This is a genomic window from Actinoplanes sp. NPDC049599 (genome assembly GCF_044465625.1).
Taxonomy (GTDB): Bacteria; Actinomycetota; Actinomycetes; order Mycobacteriales; family Micromonosporaceae; genus Actinoplanes.
On record NZ_JBITLX010000008.1, the window covers coordinates 128313 to 147221 of the forward strand.

Consider the following 18909-nt stretch of genomic DNA (forward strand, 5'->3'; position numbering starts at 1 on the left):
GGATGCCGAGACTTCTGGAACGCAGCCTCACCGGACTCTTCCGGTCCCGCTGGGGGGTTGCCCTGGTGATCGCCGTGCTGGTGCTGGCGATCGTCGGGGTCGGCCGGATCTTCTCCGATGGCAACACCGCGGCCCCGATCACCGACCGAGTCTCGCCCGGCCCGACGGTCTCCATCGACCCGAGCATCGACAACGACGGCGTCATCGTCGACGATGACCCGCCGCCGTCGCCGACCGCCAGCCCGGGCACCGCGGAACCGGAGGCCGTTGCCTACGCCTTCGCGGCGGCCTGGATCGACCACAAGAACGTCTCGGCGAAGGCCTGGCACAACGGCCTCGTGCCGAACGCGACCGAGGACCTCGCCGACGAGCTGAACGGGGTCGACCCGGCCGATGTGCCCGCCGACCGGATCGTCGGGCGGCCCACCCTGGTGCCGATCGGTGACGGCCTGGTCAACGCGGTCGTTACGGTGGACACCGGAAAGCTGACTCTGCAACTGGTGGCCCCGGACGGGCGCTGGCTGGTGGACGACGTCGACTGGGAGGGCCCGTGAACGTGCCACGACCGCGCGGGGTGGCCCTGATCGTCGCCCTGACCGCCACCCTGGCTTTGCTCTGCTGCGGCGGCGCCATCAGCGCGCTGCTGGTGGACGAGTTCGACAAGAAGGAGCAGAACCTCAACCTGCTCAGCGCCAACTGCGGGGCCGGTGGGCCGATCGACCCGGAAGGCAAGCTGCCCAAGGTCGGGCCGTACAACTCGGAGCAGATCAAGAACGCGGCCATCATCATCAACGTCGGCAAGCAGCTGAAACTCCCGCCGCGCGCCTGGGTGATCGCGGTGGCGACGGCCATGCAGGAATCGAATCTGCGTAACCTCGGCAACCTCGGCAAGCGCAACGATCACGACTCGCTGGGCCTGTTCCAGCAGCGGCCGAGCACCGGCTGGGGCTCGCCGGAGCAGGTGACGAATCCGGTCTACGCCGCGACCAAGTTCTACGGGAAGCTGCGGAGGGTCAAGAACTGGGACAGCCTGCCGTTGACGCGGGCCGCCCAGCGGGTGCAGATCAGCGCCTACCCGGGCGCCTACGCCAAGCACGAACCCATCGCGACACAGATCGTCAACCTGCTCGCGGACGGTGCGGCGAACGCCGTCGGGAACTCCCTCGCCATGGTCTGCCCCTCGCTCGGTCAGGTGTCCGCCGCCGGCTGGACCAGCCCGCTCGCGGCCAGCGGCAAGGGCTTGAAGCGGAAGGACAAGATGGTCGTGGGGTCGGGCTTCCGCACCGCGAGCCGGCCGACCCACCAGGGCGTCGACTTGATCATCGACAGCGGCAACCCGGTCCGCTCGGTGGCGAGCGGGGTCGTATCCCGGATCAAGTGTGACGAGACGTTCAGCGGCAGGAAGGACTGTGACGTGCCCGGCTACCCCGGCAAGGGCGGCTGCGGCTGGATGCTGGAGATCCGGCATGCTGGCAAGATCATGACCCGCTACTGCCACCTGGTCCAGCGGCCTGACCTGCAAGTGGGCCAGAAGGTCGCCGCCGGTCAGGTGGTGGCGCTCAGCGGCACCAGCGGCAACTCGTCGGGTCCGCACCTGCACTTCGAGGTGCACCTCAACAACGACCGCTCCAGCGCCAGCGCGGTGGACCCGGTGCAGTTCATGGCGGAGCGCGGATCACCGCTGGGTGCTTCACAGTGACCGGTAGTTCGATGCCCGATCCGTTTGCCGGCTCCGAGTGGACCCCGGATCCGCCGCGCCCGGTGGTGCCCACAGCGGCGATCATGGCGGGCCAGTTGCGCGGCCGCCGGGTGCTCATCGGGCTGCCCGGACACGGCTGGCGGGGCGACCTGCGGGCCGATGAGAAGGTCGTGCAGGGCAGCCGGACCTATGTGCCCGTGATGCCGGAGGCCGAGTGGTACCGCGCCGAGGCGGAGCAGACCGAGGTGTTCGCGCCGTTGGTGCCGGTTGAGCGCGTTTGGGTCGAGGAGCTGGGGATGGCGGCGCTCACCACCGCTCCCGGCGACGTGGTCTCCCGGCTGGTGTCCCTGGACGAGCCGCCACGCCGCAATCCGGTCGCCGCGCTGGACGCGGCTGCGCTGACCGGTCGACGCGTCGTGCAGCTACTGGAGGACGGTGGTGAGCGTCGTGACCTGCGCGCCGTCACCGAGCTGCACACCAGCGATGAGGGTGACATCTGCGCGCGGGTGACAACCGAGCTGGATTGGTACCGATGGGGGTGGAGCGGCGCAGTGCCCCGCACGCTGGAGGTGCCGGTCCACCTGCTCTGGGTGGAGTAGTCCCCTAGGGGATTTTGGCGGTGCTACACACTCGCCAACCGTCAGCGTCAGCCAGCGCAAAGGACCACGGCTCCGAACTCTTGCTCAATGCCGCTCCGTCCTTGGATCCGGTGATGAGCAGGTCGGTGGTGACAGTCCGACGGTTCTCCTCGGTGCCCGAGACAGTCAGAGTGCTCCAACTGACGTTGACGGTCACGTCGAATTCCTTCTCCCGTGCGATCAGCTCCGTGCGCAGCGCGGTGATCGCCGATAGGTCGAGGCCGTTCTTGCAGGTGAAGAGCTCTGCTTCCTTGTCGTCCCTGTTGACGAGATATGCCCGCAGGAACTGATCCACGACCGCGTCCGGTGCGGTTCTTTCGATTTTTGTGGCCTCGTCGTAGAACGAGATGAATACCCCGATTCCGCCCAGGCACAGCAGCGCCAATATCCCCGCCCCCATAGCCAGAAAAAGCCGAAGTCGCCGGTTTCGTGGCTTTCCCGCCGCGGCTGGCGGTGCCTGCGGGGGGACCGCGGGTGGCGGGACAGGGTTCGAGGGCTGCACCCCTAGCAGATTAGTGCGTTCTGCTGTGGACCGGCGGTGGGCAGCCCGCCGGGTGGGGCGCTGTGCCCGTACTGGGAAGATTGAGCATCGGCTGCGCAACGTCGTTCCGCGGCCGGTGCAAGGTACGGTTTGAGCGCACACACGGAGGTGAGGCGGTGGAGTCGACGCGGCGCATCGATCAGGCCGCTGCCCTGCACCGTCAGGCGGAGGCCACCGTTGAGGCGGCCGCCGCGGCGCTGGAGTCGCAGGGGCCGTCCGCCATCGACCCGCTCGAGCAGCATCATCTTGCCGAGGAGTTGCGGGCCGCCGCCGGTGAGCTGGCGCCAGGCTGGCTTGGCGCGCCGCTTGATGCCCAGTCGGCCAACACGCCGCTCGGTGGCACGTATCCTCCGCAGTTTGTGCGGCTCGGGATGGCGCAGCCGCTTGATGACGCGCGCTTTCCCGCCGTGATTCCGTTGCTCGGCACCGGGCATCTGACCGTTGACGCCGATGCGCGCGATCCGCGGGTGGCCGGGCTGCTGCGGTGTCTGCTGCTGCGGCTGCTGGCGGCCGCGCCCGCCGGGTCGTTGCTGGTGCGTGCCGTGGACGGGATCGGCGGCGGCACCGTCTTCTCCCCTTTTGCGGCGTTGGCCGATGCCGGCCTGCTGTCGCCGACCGCCACGGATCGGGCGCAGTTGCGTGATGTGCTCACCGAGGCCGAGAAGTGGCTGCGGCCCGTTCGGGGTGGTGCGGTTCGGCGGGGGCGGCGTGATCGGATGATGTTGCTGGTCATCGCCAGTCTGCCGGAGCTGACCGAGGGCGCCGATCTGGTGCGGATCGCCGCGCTGGCGCAGCAGGGGCCCGAGTCGGGGTTGCACCTGATCGTGGCCGGCTGGCCGCCGCCGCCGTTGACCCCCGAGACCACCCAGGCGCCGCTGCCGCGCACCACGCAGATCTCCGTGCGCAACCCGTACGCGGTGATCGGCGACCCGCCCGGGGTGACCTTCGGGTCCATCCCGGAGGCGAAGTGGCTGAACGCCCCCGTTTTCCTCGACGACGACCCGCCGCCGCACCTGGTCGACTCGGTGTGCCGGGAGTTGGCCGCGCACTCGGCCGCGGCGTCCCAGGTGACGCTTGCCGACCTGCTGCCGGACCCGGCGGAGGAGATCTGGTCCGGGGACGCCGCCGACGGGCTGGGCACCACGGTCGGTCACGACGGTGACATCCCGCTGGTGCTGCGGTTCAACGACCTGACCCCACACTGGATGGTCGGCGGGCGGTCCGGCGCCGGCAAGACCGCCTTCCTCATCAACGTCCTGTACGGGCTCGGCACCCGGTACGGCCCCGACGAGCTCAACCTCTACCTGCTCGACTTCAAGGAGGGCGTGTCGTTCGCCGAGTTCGTGCCGACCCAGCGGGACCGGACCTGGCTGCCGCACGCGCGCGCCGTCGGCGTCGAGTCCGACCGGGAGTACGGGCTGGCAGTGCTGCGTGAGCTCGACGCCGAGATGACCCGCCGCTCGGTCGCGTACAAGCGCGCCGGGGTGACCCGGTTCGCGGACCTGCGCGCGGTCGCCGCCGACGAGGGCCGGGGCCGGCCGATGCCACGGATCCTCTGTGTCATCGACGAGTTCCAGGTGCTGCTGGCCGGCAACGACCCGATGGCCGGCGAGGCGGTGCAGCTGCTGGAGTCGCTGGCCCGCAAGGGTCGCTCGTACGGCATCCACCTGATCCTGGCCAGCCAGACCGTGCTCGGCGTCGAGGCCCTGTACGCCAAGCGGGACTCGATCTTCGGCCAGTTCCCGGTGCGGATCGCGTTGCCGGGCGGCGGGGACGTCCTGGAGCCCACCAACGACTCGGCGGCCGGCCTGCCGCTGGGCACCGCGGTCGTCAACACGGCCGGCGGCCTGGGCGGGCCGCGGGGCGCCACCCGCGGCCACGAGCGCATCGTCCGCTTCCCCGACCCGCACGCCGACCGCGCGGTGCTCAGCGACCTGCGGCACAAGCTGTGGGGCGCCCGCGACCCGGAGGCCACCCCGCCGCGCATCTTCGCCGGGTACGCCCGCCAGCACCTCGCCGACGACCCCACCTACCGGTCCGCGCTGGCCGGCCGGGGTGGGCGCCCGGCGGCGCTGCTCGGCCGGGTCATCGACGTGAACCTGTCCACCGCCGCGTTCCCGCTGGACTCCTCACCGGGGCGGCATCTGGCTGTCTTCGGCTCGCGGCCGGACGGCGCCGAGGTGCTGGAGGCTGCGGCCCGCAGCGTGGCGGCGTTCCACTCACCGCGTACCACAAGGTTTGTCATCTGCTCGCTGGTCGCCGAGGGCGACGAGATCGCCAAGGCCCTCGCCGCCGAGATCGGTCACCGCCAGGAGGTTGTCGTGGTGGACGCGGCCGGCCTGTCGGCGGAGCTGGATCTGGACCGGCCCGCCTACCGGGTGGTGTTCGGGATGGACGCGATGAGCCCGGGCACGCTGCCGTCGCTGCGGCGGGTGCTGCGCGAGGGACCCGGCCGGGGCGTGCACCTGTTGTCGTGGTGGCGCGGGCTGCGCCGGTTCAGCGAGGAGACCGGCGGCAGCGCGGGCCGGGAGGACGTCGCCGGCCTGGTCTTCCTGAACGTGCCGCAGCAGGACGTCTGCATGATGCTGGGCAAGTCGCTGGACTGGCAGCCGCGGGAGAACCGGGCCCTGATGCACGACCGGCACGCCGACCGCACGGTGACGATCGTGCCGTTCGTCGAACCCGAGAGCGACGCGTTATGACCGAGCACACCGAGGGCCAGGACCTCGGGCCGTGGGCTGCCTACGTGGCGGCTGCGCAGCGGCTCGACGCGGTCCGCCGGGCCGCGAGTTCGGCCGCCGGGGAGCAGGCGGCGGCCGTGCAGGCCGCGCAGCAGGAGCTGGCGTCGGTGCGGGCCCGGCTGGCGCCCCAGCGGGCCCGGCTGGTGCAGGACCTGGGCGTGCCGGTGGCCGCGCTGACCGCGCAGCCCGCCGACCGGGCGATGGCGGCGCAGACCGTCGCGACCGGCCCGGAGGCGATCCTCGCGGCGCTGCGGATGGCCAGGGGTACGGCGGACGCCGCCGACGCCGCCATGATCGGCCCCGGACCAGCGGCGCCGTGGCGGCCGTGGGCCCGCAACCTGCTGGTGTACGGGCCGTTCGCCGCGGCCGTGCTGATCGTCCAGATCGTGCTGTACCTGATTGCCCCGTCCGGTTCCCTGCCCACGTACGCGCTGCTGTGCGGGCTCAGCATGCCGCTGCTGGCGTTCGGGCTGGGCTGGCTGACGATCGGCTTCGTCTACGGCGGCGGACCGGCGAAGGTGGACCGGACGCCGATCGTCGGCGCCATCGCCTGCCTGACCCCGGTGCTGCTGACCTGCATGGGTGTCGGTTTGCTCGCGTTCATCCGGTGAGAGGTGCTGACATGGCCAGCGTCGAAGAGGTCAAGGCGAACGTCGCCGCGTCCGTGGACGGCACGCAGCGGGCGGTGGCCGGCATCCAGCAGGTCACGGACCAGCTGGAGGACGCGCTGGCGCTGCTGCGGATGACGGCGATCGGCTCGTTCCATCCGTCGGTGGCGTCGGCGATCGCGCAGCTGGAGCAGGCCCGGACCCGGCTCGACGAGGCGCAGACGCTGGCTCGGGCCGCGATGGACAGCGCCGACGCCTACCGCATGATCGTCTGAGCGGTCACGCGGGTGAAGCCGCGGTGCCGGCCGGCGTCAGCCCGGCAGCGCCGCGGTGAGGTCAACCTCGACCAGCTGGCCGGTGAAGCCGAGCACGGTCACTCCCAGCAGCGTGCTGGCCGTGCTGAAGGCGGGTGCCAGCTCCGAGTCCAGCAGCCGGCTCCACACCCCCGCGAGTACGGCGGAGTCCGCGCTGACCACGTAGATCACCGAGCGGACCACGTCCGCGGGCTTGGCGCCGGCCGCGGCCAGCACGGCGAGGCAGTTGGCGATCACCTGGTCGGTCTGCGCGTCGTAGTCGTCCGTGCCGACCACCGTGCCGGAGGCGTCGAGCGGGCACTGACCGGCCAGGTGGGCCAGGCGGCCGGCCGGGGAGATGGTGACGTGACTGTAGCCGGGCGGTTCGTGCACACCGGCGGGGTTGAGCCGTTCGAGCATGGAGTTCACCTCGCGTTTATCAGCGCCATCGCCTCGGCGCGGACCTTGCCGTCGCTCTGGAACGCGCCGCGGACGGCCGAGGTGACCGTGCGGGCGCCGACCTTGCGGATGCCGCGCATCTCCATGCACATGTGCTCGCACTCCAGCACCACGATGACGCCACGCGGGGTGAGCTTCTCCATCAGCAGGTCGGCGATCTGCGAGGTCAGCCGCTCCTGCACCTGCGGGCGCCGGGCGAAGACCTCCACGAGCCGGGCGAGCTTGGACAGGCCGGTGATCCGGCCGTCGACGCCCGGGATGTAGCCGATGTGGGCGACACCCTTGAACGGCAGCAGGTGGTGCTCGCAGAGGCTCATCAGCTCGATGTCGCGGACGAGCACGAGCTCCTCGTGGTTCGCCTCGAAGGTCGTGGTGAGCACCTTGGCGGGGTCGACCCGCAGGCCGGCGAAGAGCTCCGCGTACGCGCGCGCGACCCGGGCGGGCGTGCGCACCAGACCGTCGCGGTCCGGGTCCTCACCGATGGCGATGAGGATCTCCCGGACCGCTTTCTCGATGCGGGCCAGGTCGACGGCCTGCTCGACCGGTGTGCCGGTGAGCTTGCCGTCGACCAGACGCGCGGCGAGGTAGTCAGGCTCATCGGAGTCGTTCGGCTCCGTCGAGCTGCCGTCGGTGATCAGAGGTTGCCTTCCACCGAGCCGTTCGAGGAACTGCTGCCACCCACCGCGATCTGACCGTCAGCCTCAGCCTGTGCCTTGAGCTTGTCGCGCTCGGCGGGGGTGAGGACCGGCGGCGCCTCGGACGGGAGCCGCTTGCCGAAGCCGTTGAACGGGGCCATCGGCGGCCGCTTCTGCACCCGCTCGCAGATCCGGTTCATGTCGTCCTGGGTGATGGTCTCCTTCTCGATGAGCTCGAGGACCATGTTGTCCAGCACGTCGCGGTATTCGACCAGGATCTCCCAGGCCTCGTCGTGGGCCAGCTCGATCAGGGCCCGGACCTCGGAGTCGATGTCGGCGGCGACCGAGTCCGAGTAGTCCTTCTCGTGACCCATGTTGCGGCCCATGAACGGCTCGTCGCCGCTGGTGCCGTACTTGACGGCGCCGAGCTTGGAGCTCATGCCGTACTGGGTCACCATGGCGCGGGCCAGGCCGGAGGCCTTCTCGATGTCGTTGCCGGCCCCGGTGGTGGGCTCGTGGAAGACGAGTTCCTCCGCGGCGCGGCCACCCAGCGCGTACGCCAGGGTGTCGATCATCTCGGCCCGGGTCTGGGTGTACTTGTCCTCGGTCGGCAGGACCAGGGTGTGCCCCAGCGAACGGCCACGCGGCAGGATCGTCACCTTGTGCACCGGCGCGGAGTGCGGCAGCGCGTACGCCACCAGCGCGTGCCCGCCCTCGTGGTACGCGGTGATCTTCTTCTCGTTGTCGCTCATCGCGCGGGAGCGCCGCTCCGGGCCGGCGATGACCCGGTCGATCGCTTCCTCGAGGAAGAAGTTCGAGATCGCGCGCTTCTCGTTACGGGCGGTCAGCAGCGCGGCCTCGTTGATCACGTTGGCCAGGTCGGCGCCCGAGAAGCCGGGCGTGCGGCGGGCCACCGAGTCGAGGTCGACGTCGGGCGTGAACGGCTTGCCCTTGGCGTGCACCCGCAGGATGGCCTTGCGACCCTCCATGTCCGGGTTGTCCACCGGGATCTGCCGGTCGAAGCGCCCCGGGCGCAGCAGCGCCGGGTCGAGGATGTCCGGCCGGTTGGTGGCGGCGATGAGGATGACGCCACCCTTGGTGTCGAAGCCGTCCATCTCGACAAGCAGCTGGTTGAGCGTCTGCTCACGCTCGTCGTGACCGCCGCCCATGCCGGCGCCGCGGTGCCGGCCGACCGCGTCGATCTCGTCGACGAAGACGATCGCCGGCGCGTTGGTCTTGGCCTGCTCGAAGAGGTCGCGGACCCGGCTCGCGCCGACACCGACGAACATCTCGACGAAGTCGGAGCCGGAGATCGAGTAGAACGGCACCCCGGCTTCACCCGCGACGGCCCGCGCCAGCAGCGTCTTGCCCGTGCCGGGCTGGCCGAAGAGCAGCACGCCCTTGGGGATCTTGGCACCCAGCGCCTGGTATTTCGCCGGGTTCTGCAGGAAGTCCTTGATCTCCTGGAGCTCCTCGACGGCCTCGTCGGCGCCCGCCACGTCGGCGAACGTCGTCTTGGGCATGTCCTTGGTCAGCATCTTGGCCTTGGACTTGCCGAAGTTGAGCACGCGGGAGCCGCCGCCCTGCATCTGCGACATGAACAGCAGCAGCAGGATGACGAGGATCGCGATCGGCAGCAGGTTGACCAACAGGCTCAACAGGATGTTGTCGCCGGAGACCGTGGCGTTGACCGTGCCGGTGATCCGGCCCGCGGCCTTCGCCTCCTGGACGTCGGCCCAGACCTCATCCGTGAGTTCGTACGGATACTGGGTCTCGATCTTGTCCGTGGTCTTGCCGTCGAACCGTTCCGGTGTCGCCAGTTCGAGCTGGAGCGTCTGCTCCTTGTCCTCCTGGATGACCTTCTTGATGCCGGGCTGGTTGAGTCGCTCGAGGACGACCGAAGTATCAACTCGCTGGTAGCTCGGACCACTGGTGAAGAATGAGCTCAGCGCAATCGCACCGATGATCACCAGAATGATCCAGACCACCGGGCGGCGGAAGAAACGCGTACGTTCCATACTGTTGTCGGGCGCCTGATGCGCCCGGACCCTCCTGATCGGCGTCCTGGTCACCTGGGTTGACAATCTTCGCCCGCGGCGGCGCCCGTGAGGGTTTCCCCGCGATGAAGATCTGCCGCATCGGTAACCTGACGACGCTCCGGCAAACCCCCACCGGTGCGACCGCTACCGATCCGACCCCTCCGGCGCTCGTCACACTGCGCCATCGGTCACTCGACCGTACACCGTGGCCGCCTCTTACGACTGGTCCAGCCCGGCCCCCGGGACCCCTGCGGTCACTACGCGTTCACGTCAGTGCCCTTGGTAAAACGGGGCAGAACCGGACAATACAGCCCGGTTCTGCATCAGGCATCCGATTCCTGGGAGTCGGCTGGGAGTCGTTCAGCTACGGGCGTACACCTCGGGCTTGAGCACTCCGACGTACGGCACCTCGCGGTAACGCTCCGCGAAATCGAGCCCGTAGCCGACCACGAACTCGCTGGGGATGTCGAAGCCCACGTACTTGGTCGGCACCGGCACCTTGATCGCGTCGGGCTTGCGGAACAGCGCCACCACCTCGACGCTCGCCGGCTGCCGGGACTGCAGGTACTTCATCAGCCAGGACAGGGTCAGGCCGGAGTCGACGATGTCCTCGACGATCACCACGTGCCGGCCGGTGATGTCACGGTCCAGGTCCTTGAGGATGCGCACCACCCCGGAGGAGGCGGTGCCGGAGCCGTAGGACGAGACGGCCATGAACTCCATCTCGGAGGAGGGGCCCTGCCGGCCCAGCGCGCGGGCGAAATCCGCCATGAACATGACCGCGCCCTTGAGCACGCAGACCAGCAGGATGCCGTCCTCGGCGTCCGCGTAGTCCGCGGCGACCTGTTTGGCCAGCTCTTCGGTCTTCTCGCGGATCTGCTCCTCGGAGATGATCACGCGGTCGATGTCGGCGTCGTACCAGGAGCCGTCTGCCATGCGCCTAGCGTGCCGCATGAACGTTGCCGGCCGTGGCCGGGGGCAGCGGTACGTGCCTGGCCAAGCGCAGGTTAAGGGACGAATCAGCCCGAGCCGCCCCGATCAGAACCACAGACAGTGACAACTGTCACAAGTCTCCCGGCACCAGGTCACCCGCTCGGCGCCCCACGACAACGCCGCCGGGCAGCGCCGCCGGGCCCTGGCCGTGCCAGTCGGTGACCAGGGCGTCCAGCGCGACGACGTGCCGGTGCGACAGCGCGGCGCCGGGCGCGCCCAGCTCGCGGGCCCAGGCGTGCAGCACCCGGCTCCGGATCGCCGGCGCCAGCCCGGCCAGCGTCCGCACGCAGAGCCCGCCCGGGGTGCGGCTGCCGGCGAGCGCCTCGGCGGCCACCCGGTCGAGGAAGGCGGCATCGGCGGCGGTCAGCGCGGCGGTCCGGGCCAGGTTCGCGACCACCCCGGGCCCGAGCGCGGCGATCAGCGCCGGCAGGACGTCGGCCCGGACCCGGGCGCGGGCGTACGCGGGGTCGGTGTTGTGCGGGTCCGCCCAGGCCGCGAGGCCGAGGGCGGCGCAGGCCTTGCGGGTGTCCTCCCGCGAGACGTCCAGCAGCGGCCGCACCAGCAGACCCCGCCGGTACGGCATCCCGGACAGCCCGCGCGGCCCGGCACCGCGGGCCAGCGCCAGCAGCACGGTCTCGGCCTGGTCGTCCCGGGTGTGCCCGAGCAGCACGGCGGTGGCGCCGTTTCGCTCCGCGGCCGAGGAAATTGCCTGGTAGCGGGCGTCCCGGGCGGCCGCCTCGGGACCACCCGGCCGGCCGGTGACGTCCACGGTGGCGACCTCTACCGGTTCGAGCCCGACGGACCGGCCCCACTCGGCCACGGCGGCGGCCCGGGCGGCCGAGCCGTCCTGCAAACCGTGGTCGACGGTGACGAGCCCGGCGCGGACGCCCAGCCGCGGCGCGACAAAGGCGGTGGCTGCGGCAAGAGCGAGCGAATCAGCCCCACCCGAGCAGGCAACCAGCACCAACCGACCAGCGGCGGGGGCCCCCGGCCCGCCCGGCCCGCGCACGGAACCCGGCCCGCGCACGGAACCCGGCCCGTCCACGGAACCCGGCCCGAGCGCAGAGCCGGACCCGGCCGATGAGCCCGGCCCGGCCGAGGAGATCTGTCGCAGGGCGGAGCGGACCGCGTTTCTGATGGCCGCGACCGGCGGCGCGATCCGGGCCACCTGTGGCTCCGCTACGAGGCCAGGCCGACCGGGCCGTGCACCCGGGCCACCCACGCGTCCGGGTCGCCCAGCTCGTCCAGCCGGGGCAGGGTCAGCGGGGAGCTGAAGATCTTGTTGAAGCCTGCCATGCCGACCCGCTCGACCACCCCGTGCACGAACTTGTGGCCCTCCGCATACTGCCGCATCTTGACCTCGATGCCGAGCAGCCGGCGCAGCGCCTTCTCCAGCGGGTTGCCGCTCGCCCGGCGCTGGTTGAACTTGGCCCGGATCGACTCCACCGACGGGATGACCTCGGGGCCGACGCCGTCCATGACGAACTCGGCGTGCCCCTCCAGCAGCGTCATCAGCGCGGTCAGCCGGTCCAGGACCGCCTTCTGCGCGGGGGTCTGGACGATGTCGATGACCGAGGACCGGCTCTCCGGGTCGCGCAGCGCGTCGGCGAGCGTGGCCACCCCCCGGCGCATCCGCTCGAGGATGTGCTCGCCGCTCTGCGAGGCATCGACGAAGGCCTGCACCTCGCCGAGGAAGTAGCCGCGCATCCACGGCACGGCCGTGAACTGGGTGCGGTGGGTGACCTCGTGCAGGCAGACCCAGAGCCGGAAGTCCCGCGGGTCGGCGCCGATCTTGCGCTCGACCTCGACGATGTTCGGCGCGTTGAGCAGCAGCTGGCCCGGCTCGGCGGAGAACACCTCGTACTGGCCGAGGACCCGGCCGGACAGGTAGGCCAGCACCGTGCCGGCCTGCACGCCGGTGACCCGGGAGCCGATCGCGTCCGCGACCGCACCCGGCTGCTTGTCACCGGAGAGCCGGGTGACCAGCGGGATGATCACTTCCTTGAGGCCGGCGATGTTGACCGCCGCCCAGTCCTTGCGGTCGACGACGCGCACCGGCGCGACCTCGACCTGGGCGGTCAGCCCGGTGTAGGCCGCGACGTGTCCCGCGGCCTCTTCGGTCAGATCACGCAGCTGCGCCACCACCTGAGTGGCTTCCTCGTAGGACACCGCGGGTCCGGATTTCGACAGCGCGCCCGCGGTGGCGGCGGCCAGATCCCAGTCAACGAACTGCGCCATGCCCACCACCGTACCCGCGTCCGACCAGCCACCGGCCCGGAGAAAACCCCTACGGGCAGCCGCAGGTCACCAGCTCGGCCGCGATCCGGTCGAGCGCCTGACGGGCCAGCACCGAGTCGCCGGTGGCGTCGGCCATGATCGCGAAGACCAGCAGCCGGCCGTCCGCGGTGATCAGCTGGCCGGAGATCGTGTTGACCCCGGTCAGCGTGCCGGTCTTGGCCCGGACCAGGCCCTGACCGACCCGGTTCGGGGCCGGCGTGACGAACCGGGACTTGAGCGTGCCCGACCAGCCGGCCACCGGCAGCCCGCCGAACAGGCCGGTCAGCTCGGGTTTTGTGCCACTGGCGGCGAGCGTCAGCACGTCGGTGAGCAGCCTCGGGCTGATCTTGTTGCGCCGGGACAGGCCGCTGGCGTCGGAGAGGCTGGCCTGCTCGGCCGGCAGCCCCAGCTCGGTGAGCTCGGCCTTCATCGCCTCGGCCGCACCGGCGAACGAGGCCTCCGCCCCCGCGGCCAGCGCAACCTCGCGAGCGAGCGTCTCGGCCAGCACGTTGTCGCTCTGCTCCAGCATCCAGTCGACCACGTGCACCAGCGGCGGCGACTCGACCTTGCCCAGCTCGGCGCCGGGTGTGAGCGCCGCTGCCGCCGCCGAGGGTGCGGCCGAGGGCGCCTCGGGCCCGGCCGCGTCCGGCGCCGAACCCTTGCGCACGGTCCCCGGCGCCACGCCCAGCTGCTTGGCGAAGGCCCGGCCGGCCGCGAGCGCCGGGTCGACGAAGCGCGGATCGCCGCCGAACTCGTTGTGCACCGGCTTGATCCGGCCGGCGTTGGTCATCAGCGACTGGATCCGGGCCACCTGGCCGCCGCCGATCACGTCGCCGTCCCAGCCGCCCGCGGTCTCCGGCCCCGAGTACCGCGAGGTGTCGACGAAGACGCTGGTCGGCCGCTGCCCGCCCAGCGCCTTCTTGACCTGCCCGGCCAGCTTGTCCAGCCGGGCCGCGCCGGGGAACTGGCCCTTGGCGTTCACCGACAGGGTGGGATCGCCGCCGCCGACCAGCACAACCTCGCCGGGCCGCGCGCCGGCCACCGCGCGGGTGGTCAGCCGGTGCGCCGGTCCCCGCGCCGCGAGCACGGCAGCCGCGGTCAGCAGCTTGGTGGTGGAGGCGGGCGTGGTCTTGGTGTCGGCGTTCCGGTCGAACAGGGACTCGCCGGTGGCGGCGTCGACGATCGAGACGTTGACCCTCGGGCCCAGCGGGCCGGCCTTGAGCAGGGGCGTGATCGCGGCCGCCACCCCGGCGGCGGTGGGGGCGGTGCCGGTGGCGTCCGCCGCGGCCAGCACGGGGGTCGGCGTCGGGTCGGGCGTCGGGGAGGCCGTGGGGCTCGCCGCCGGCTCCGCGGCCAGCCAGCCGGCCACCGGCCCGGGCCGGACCACGAGAATCCCGGCCGCCGCGACCACGACCAGCACAAGGGCCGCAAGAACCGACAAGACGACGGTACGCCGCGACTCACCCGTACCCGGCTCCGCCGCTGCCGGCACCCCGGCTGCGGGGGTGGGCGCGGCCGGTGCGGGTCCGCCGGGCTGACCCGGCGGGTCGGCCGGGGGCGTGACGGGCGGCGACGGCTGGGCCTCCTGGGCAGGCAGGGGCGCTGGCGGGGTGCCGTTGAGCGGCACCGACGCCCGCCCGTACGTGGTGCCGGCCGGGCGTGGCGCAGCCGGCGGCGCCGGCGATCCGGGCGGCGGCACACTGGCCCGCCCTACCGGCGAAGGGCCGCTTTCTCCTCCGGACACGCCGTCGTACTCAGGAGTGTTCTGTGAATCTTGCCTCCCCACGAGCCCCTCCTCCGTACGTGGCGTCAGACTTAGGGGAGACTACAAACATCCGGCACACCGGTGCGCGCGGATCCTGGGGGGGCCAGTTCACGCTCCCGCTCCGTCGCTGCGCCCGGCCGGGTCCGACTGCGGGGCTAACAAGGGAGCGAACGATGGATTTCGACGTTTTGGTTGAGATCCCCAAGGGCCAGCGGAACAAGTACGAGGTCGACCACAAGACCGGCCGGATCCGACTGGACCGGACGCTCTTCACCGCGACGCAGTATCCGGCTGACTACGGGTTCATCGAGGGCACTCTGGGGCAGGACGGCGACCCGCTGGACGCCCTGGTGCTGATCCAGGAGCCGACGTTCCCCGGCTGCCTCGTGCGGGCCCGGGCGATCGGCATGTACCGGATGACCGACGAGAAGGGCCGCGACGACAAGGTCCTCTGCGTGCCCTACGAGGACCCGCGCCAGGAGCACCTGCGCGACATCCACCACCTGGGCGAGTTCGACCGGATGGAGATCCAGCACTTCTTCACGGTCTACAAGGACCTCGAGCCGGGCAAGTCGGTCGAGGGCGCGACCTGGACCGGCCGGGTCGAGGCCGAGGAGGAGATCCGGGCGTCGTTCAAGCGCGCGGAGGCCGCCGAGCACCACGACGAGGCGCACTGACCTGACAGCGAAACGCGGCGGCCGGGCTCTTGCCGGACCGCCGCGTTTCCTTTCCGACCGGCTGGCTGATCTGTCGCCAGGGGCGCGGAGGGCGGGGTGTCGCATGACTGGTCCGCCCTCGACAGCACGGCCGGCGCCGACATCTCGCGTAGCGGCCCACTCCTCGACGAGGTGGCTTGGGGCGGCACTGAGGACTGCTCACCGTCGTCCGCGGCGCAACGACCTCGCCGGCGCAGAGATCCTGCCGCACCTGCGCGCCCCGCCCCTGTGGGCTGCCACGCCCCAGGCCGCCACGCCTCCGGGCCGCGCCTCGGCCGCCACGGCTCCCATGTCTCCGGGCTCCCATGTCTCCGGGCTCCCGTGCCTCCGGGCTCCCGTGCCTCCGGGCCGCCATACCTGCCGGCCCCCCCCACGCCCTCACGGGCCCCACGCCCTCCCGGGCCGCACCTCGGCCGCCACGGCTCCCGTGCCTCCGGGCTCCCTGCCTCCGGGCCGCCATGCCTGCCGGCCCCCGCGCCCTCACGGCCCCCGCGCCCTCACGGCCCCCACGCCCTCCCGGGCCCCACGCCCTCCCGGCCCTCACGAGTCCGGGGCTCCCGCGTGGCCCGACGCGCTCCGCCGACAACGACGCTTGCCTTCCGCGCCGGTCGTTCGCGGCACGGTCGCGGTGCAGGTGACTTCAGCTCGTTTCGCTGGCCGGAGCCTCGTCGGCATGGATCTTGTAGCACCGTGGTCAGCTCCGCACCCCCGAATTTGCCATTTCTGGATCACGGTCCCGCGGGATCCAGCCCGTTGCCGGATTCATCCGTTATGCGGGATTAGCCCCTTGGAGGTTGAGGGGTTCATCTCAGGAGGAAAGGGGCGCGAGTGGTGGACCTTGTAGCGGTGTGGTTCGGCTGGAGAGTCTTTTGCGTGGTTGGTGTATCGGGCGATGGCAATAGCCCGCCGGAGTGACGTGGGCCGCGCGCCGACCGCCACCGACGCGCAAGATTTCGATCTTGTTGATGTGGGGTGAGCTCCGAACCTTAAGTCCACAAGATCGACAGTTCGCTGCTCGCTTCGTGACTTTTACGCCCTTTGTTCCCCTAGGATTCCTGCGATGTGAGAATCCTGCTCAATATGTGGGCCAGTGCTGCGGGTCCGGCGGTGGGCAGGCCTCCGGCAATGCTTGGCGCGGCCGTTTCGGCGCGGCAGAAGCGTGTCGCCCCTCCGGGGGATGGCGATCGATCATCACACCAGCCATGCAAAAGACTCTGGAACGTTTTAGCTCACCAAGATCTGCGGGAAGGCTGCCACTGAGGCCGCGACGGCACTGAGGTGCAGGTGACTTCAGCTCGTTTCGCCGACCGGAGCCTCGTTGGCGTGGATCTTGTAGCACCGTGGTCAGCCCCGAGTCTTCTTCTTGGCTGCTCAACGTCTCGTTGTCGAGCGCCCGCGGTGGGGACGCTGTCGGGACCTCTGGAACTGAATTCCCGTTTTGTCAGGTTGGCCGGATCACTCGGCTGGGCTATTGCGGAACGTCCACCAACCACCCAAGAAGAAGACCCCCCGAATTTTGCCATTTCTGGATCACGGTCCCCCGTGATCAGCTCATTGCCGGGTTCGTCCGGTATGCGGGATTTGCCCTTAGAGGTTGAGGGGTTCATCTCACGAGGAAAGGGGCGCGAGTGGTGGACCTTGTAGCGGTGTGGTTCAGCTGGAACGTTTTAGCTCACCAAGATCTACGGGAAAGCTGCCACTGAGGCCGCGACGGCACCGAGTGGCGAAAGTCGACCGCGCCTTGCCGCTACAAGATCGCCGCGTGAGCCCAGCAGGAGTGTCCTTATAGGGCGAAGTGCGATTTTTGCCTTGATTGATGGAGGGACCGTTTGCCCGGATATTGGGACCAAGGTCCGGAGGCGGGACAGCTGACCACGATGCGAGCATGGCGCCTGAAATCGGGACGCCACCCGCAACCTCCTACCGCGCGGGAGTCCGACCGGACGCCACCCGGCCCACCACTCCAGGCCGGACACCCCGGTCACCCCGCGACCTGTCAGCGGTCCGGGCCGCACAGGACCGCCGTGCGGGCCCTGTCGTTACGCCGGCTCGGCTAGATGCTGATCGTGCTGGCCATGCCGTAGAGGCCGATGACCGCGCACGCCACCGGGATGACCGCGACCACCGCCAGGGTGTCCAGCAGGTCGGCGGCGCGGCCGAGGTAGGGCGAGGGCGGCCGGCGGGTCCAGGTCGCCCCGGCCGCCACGGTCGCCAGCGCGAGCAGCAGCACGGTCACGGCGACGCCGAGCAGCATTGCCTCGCCCGCGCCCCAGAGCAGGTCGACGCCGAGCGCGAACAGGCCGAACAGCCCCGCCGTGATCAGCGGGAGCCGCTGGCGCAGGGTGACGAACAGCCGGCAGCGCAGCAGCAGCGCCGCCACCGCGAGGCCCATCAGGATCTGCGCGGACAGGTCGCCGGCGGAGGCCAGCACCACGAATGCGCCCGCGCAGAGCAGCGCGTGCCCGATCAGCAGCCCGGTGAGCAGTTCCTCGGTGCGGCTGACCGCGGCGAAGACCCGGGCCCGGTCCGGCCGTTCGCGGGCCGCGTCCAGGCTCGAGTTGCGGGTCGGTGCGCCGGTGAAGCTCTGCTCGGCCTCACTGCCGATCGGCAACGTCACCGGCGGCGTCGGCATCTTGCCCAGCCGGATCGCCAGCAGCGGCAGCACGCCGATGCCGCAGATCAGGGCGGACAGCAGGACGGCCGCGGCGCCGGCCGCCGAGGTGACCAGGGCGACGAGCGCGGTGAGCGCCCCGAACAGGCCGGCCATGATGCCCGCGGCGAAGACCCGCAGGGCCGCGGCCACCCCGACCGCGCCCAGGGCGGCCACCAGCAGCAGCGCCACCGAGCCGGTGAGCAGCTCCGGCCCGCCCAGCCAGGGCAGCAGCGCGAACACCCCGATCCGGTCACCCGAGGCGATGAGCACGGCGCCACCGGCGAACGCGTACGGCAACGCCCCGCCGCCGAGCACCGCGCCGGCGCGCGCGTCCCCGTACGCCCGGGAGGCCGTGATGCCCGCGAGCGCGAGCAGCAGGCCGACGCCGAGCGCGAAGAAGGCCGCGCCGTCCCAGGCCGGACCGGCCGCGAGCACCGCGAGCAGGCCGACGGCCAGCAGCACCACGCAGCCGGCCAGCGTGGCCGTCCGGGTGGACTCCGGCGACCAGACCGTCCCGCGGCGCCGGGCGCCCTCGGCGATCGCCTCGACGACGTCGTCGTACTCCAGCTCGGGCCAGTTGTCCCGGGCCGGCACCAGGTGCAGCACCTCGCCGTCGCGTACACCCTGCGGGAACAGGCCCTGCCCGGTCGCCAGCGCGACGCCGTCGGTGCGGCGCAGCAGCCAGCCGCCGTGCTTCTCGCCGTCGTCGGCCAGCCCTTCGCCGGCGTGCCGCAGGACCTCGGGGAGCAGCTCGGCCAGCGGCACGTGCTCGGGCAGCGCCACGTCGACGCGGCGCTGCGGCGCGCTGATCGTGACGCGGGCGAGCCCGACGGTCATAACCGCGTCTCCGGT

General features: G+C 71.2%; 16 protein-coding genes. 7 read left to right on the top strand and 9 right to left on the bottom strand.

Annotated elements, in window-relative coordinates; translation table 11 throughout:
- Positions 1-2: 2 nt before the first annotated feature.
- Genes ACIBQZ_RS17245 through ACIBQZ_RS17255 form a run of 3 tightly spaced genes read left to right on the top strand, consistent with a single transcriptional unit; the run spans position 3 to position 2298 of the window.
- On the top strand, positions 3-554 hold the full coding sequence (locus ACIBQZ_RS17245) for a hypothetical protein (protein WP_396089624.1): 552 nt from the start codon (positions 3-5) through the stop codon (positions 552-554).
- On the top strand, positions 551-1699 hold the full coding sequence (locus tag ACIBQZ_RS17250; protein ID WP_396089626.1) for a M23 family metallopeptidase: 1149 nt from the start codon (positions 551-553) through the stop codon (positions 1697-1699). Before ACIBQZ_RS17245 ends, ACIBQZ_RS17250 begins: the two co-directional genes overlap by 4 nt.
- A gap of 11 nt (positions 1700-1710) precedes the next feature.
- Positions 1711-2298, top strand: a complete 588-nt coding sequence (locus ACIBQZ_RS17255) for a hypothetical protein (protein ID WP_396089627.1) — start codon at positions 1711-1713, stop codon at positions 2296-2298.
- 4 nt (positions 2299-2302) lie between these two features.
- Here the strand turns inward: ACIBQZ_RS17255 and ACIBQZ_RS17260 are convergent, their stop codons facing one another.
- Positions 2303-2722: a hypothetical protein gene (locus tag ACIBQZ_RS17260; RefSeq protein ID WP_396089628.1), complete on the bottom strand. Its 420-nt coding sequence runs from the start codon at positions 2720-2722 to the stop codon at positions 2303-2305.
- 272 nt (positions 2723-2994) lie between these two features.
- Between ACIBQZ_RS17260 and ACIBQZ_RS17265 the strand changes: the two genes are divergently transcribed.
- The 3 genes from ACIBQZ_RS17265 to ACIBQZ_RS17275 are packed head-to-tail and all read left to right on the top strand — an operon-like array spanning position 2995 to position 6502.
- On the top strand, positions 2995-5580 hold the full coding sequence (locus ACIBQZ_RS17265; RefSeq protein WP_396089629.1) for an FtsK/SpoIIIE domain-containing protein: 2586 nt from the start codon (positions 2995-2997) through the stop codon (positions 5578-5580).
- A complete protein-coding gene (locus ACIBQZ_RS17270; protein ID WP_396089630.1) occupies positions 5577-6230 on the top strand; it encodes a hypothetical protein in 654 nt (217 codons plus the stop codon). The genes ACIBQZ_RS17265 and ACIBQZ_RS17270 overlap by 4 nt, the downstream gene beginning before the upstream one ends.
- Positions 6231-6241: 11 nt before the next feature.
- Entirely contained in the window at positions 6242-6502 is a 261-nt protein-coding gene (locus ACIBQZ_RS17275; RefSeq protein WP_396089631.1) for a hypothetical protein, read from the top strand.
- A 36-nt stretch (positions 6503-6538) separates the two neighbouring features.
- Here ACIBQZ_RS17275 and ACIBQZ_RS17280 read toward each other — a convergent pair whose 3' ends face one another.
- The 7 genes from ACIBQZ_RS17280 to dacB all read right to left on the bottom strand — a co-directional run bounded on the left by ACIBQZ_RS17280 (position 6539) and on the right by dacB (position 14709).
- On the bottom strand, positions 6539-6940 hold the full coding sequence (locus ACIBQZ_RS17280) for a RidA family protein (RefSeq protein WP_396089632.1): 402 nt from the start codon (positions 6938-6940) through the stop codon (positions 6539-6541).
- Positions 6941-6945: 5 nt separating this feature from the next.
- Positions 6946-7617 (bottom strand): GTP cyclohydrolase I FolE, encoded by a 672-nt coding sequence (gene folE / locus ACIBQZ_RS17285; RefSeq protein ID WP_396089816.1) that lies wholly within the window; start codon positions 7615-7617, stop codon positions 6946-6948.
- Positions 7614-9632, bottom strand: a complete 2019-nt coding sequence (gene ftsH / locus ACIBQZ_RS17290) for an ATP-dependent zinc metalloprotease FtsH (RefSeq protein ID WP_396089633.1) — start codon at positions 9630-9632, stop codon at positions 7614-7616. Before ftsH ends, folE begins: the two co-directional genes overlap by 4 nt.
- A gap of 381 nt (positions 9633-10013) precedes the next feature.
- Positions 10014-10589 (bottom strand): hypoxanthine phosphoribosyltransferase, encoded by a 576-nt coding sequence (gene hpt, locus ACIBQZ_RS17295; RefSeq protein ID WP_396089634.1) that lies wholly within the window; start codon positions 10587-10589, stop codon positions 10014-10016.
- Between the two features lie 127 nt (positions 10590-10716).
- On the bottom strand, positions 10717-11655 hold the full coding sequence (gene tilS, locus ACIBQZ_RS17300; protein WP_396089817.1) for a tRNA lysidine(34) synthetase TilS: 939 nt from the start codon (positions 11653-11655) through the stop codon (positions 10717-10719).
- A gap of 170 nt (positions 11656-11825) precedes the next feature.
- Complete coding sequence (locus tag ACIBQZ_RS17305) at positions 11826-12884, bottom strand: zinc-dependent metalloprotease (protein ID WP_396089635.1); 1059 nt, start codon at positions 12882-12884, stop codon at positions 11826-11828.
- A gap of 49 nt (positions 12885-12933) precedes the next feature.
- A complete protein-coding gene (gene dacB, locus ACIBQZ_RS17310) occupies positions 12934-14709 on the bottom strand; it encodes a D-alanyl-D-alanine carboxypeptidase/D-alanyl-D-alanine-endopeptidase (RefSeq protein ID WP_396089636.1) in 1776 nt (591 codons plus the stop codon).
- A 152-nt stretch (positions 14710-14861) separates the two neighbouring features.
- On the opposite strand from dacB, the gene ACIBQZ_RS17315 reads away from it, so the two are divergent.
- Complete coding sequence (locus tag ACIBQZ_RS17315) at positions 14862-15365, top strand: inorganic diphosphatase (RefSeq protein WP_396089637.1); 504 nt, start codon at positions 14862-14864, stop codon at positions 15363-15365.
- 2092 nt (positions 15366-17457) lie between these two features.
- On the opposite strand, the gene eccD is transcribed toward ACIBQZ_RS17315, so the two are convergent.
- Complete coding sequence (gene eccD, locus ACIBQZ_RS17320) at positions 17458-18894, bottom strand: type VII secretion integral membrane protein EccD (RefSeq protein ID WP_396089638.1); 1437 nt, start codon at positions 18892-18894, stop codon at positions 17458-17460.
- Positions 18895-18909 lie beyond the last annotated feature (15 nt).

What these genes read in the sequence shown, in the direction of transcription:
- ACIBQZ_RS17245 (WP_396089624.1), top strand. Translation starts at nt 3, where the DNA reads ATGCCGAGACTTCTGGAACGCAGCCTCACCGGACTCTTCCGGTCCCGC.
- ACIBQZ_RS17255 (WP_396089627.1), top strand. Translation starts at nt 1,711, where the DNA reads ATGCCCGATCCGTTTGCCGGCTCCGAGTGGACCCCGGATCCGCCGCGC.
- ACIBQZ_RS17270 (WP_396089630.1), top strand. Translation starts at nt 5,577, where the DNA reads ATGACCGAGCACACCGAGGGCCAGGACCTCGGGCCGTGGGCTGCCTAC.
- ACIBQZ_RS17275 (WP_396089631.1), top strand. Translation starts at nt 6,242, where the DNA reads ATGGCCAGCGTCGAAGAGGTCAAGGCGAACGTCGCCGCGTCCGTGGAC.
- ACIBQZ_RS17280 (WP_396089632.1), bottom strand. Translation starts at nt 6,940, where the DNA reads ATGCTCGAACGGCTCAACCCCGCCGGTGTGCACGAACCGCCCGGCTAC.
- ftsH (WP_396089633.1), bottom strand. Translation starts at nt 9,632, where the DNA reads ATGGAACGTACGCGTTTCTTCCGCCGCCCGGTGGTCTGGATCATTCTG.
- hpt (WP_396089634.1), bottom strand. Translation starts at nt 10,589, where the DNA reads ATGGCAGACGGCTCCTGGTACGACGCCGACATCGACCGCGTGATCATC.
- ACIBQZ_RS17305 (WP_396089635.1), bottom strand. Translation starts at nt 12,884, where the DNA reads ATGGCGCAGTTCGTTGACTGGGATCTGGCCGCCGCCACCGCGGGCGCG.
- ACIBQZ_RS17315 (WP_396089637.1), top strand. Translation starts at nt 14,862, where the DNA reads ATGGATTTCGACGTTTTGGTTGAGATCCCCAAGGGCCAGCGGAACAAG.
- eccD (WP_396089638.1), bottom strand. Translation starts at nt 18,894, where the DNA reads ATGACCGTCGGGCTCGCCCGCGTCACGATCAGCGCGCCGCAGCGCCGC.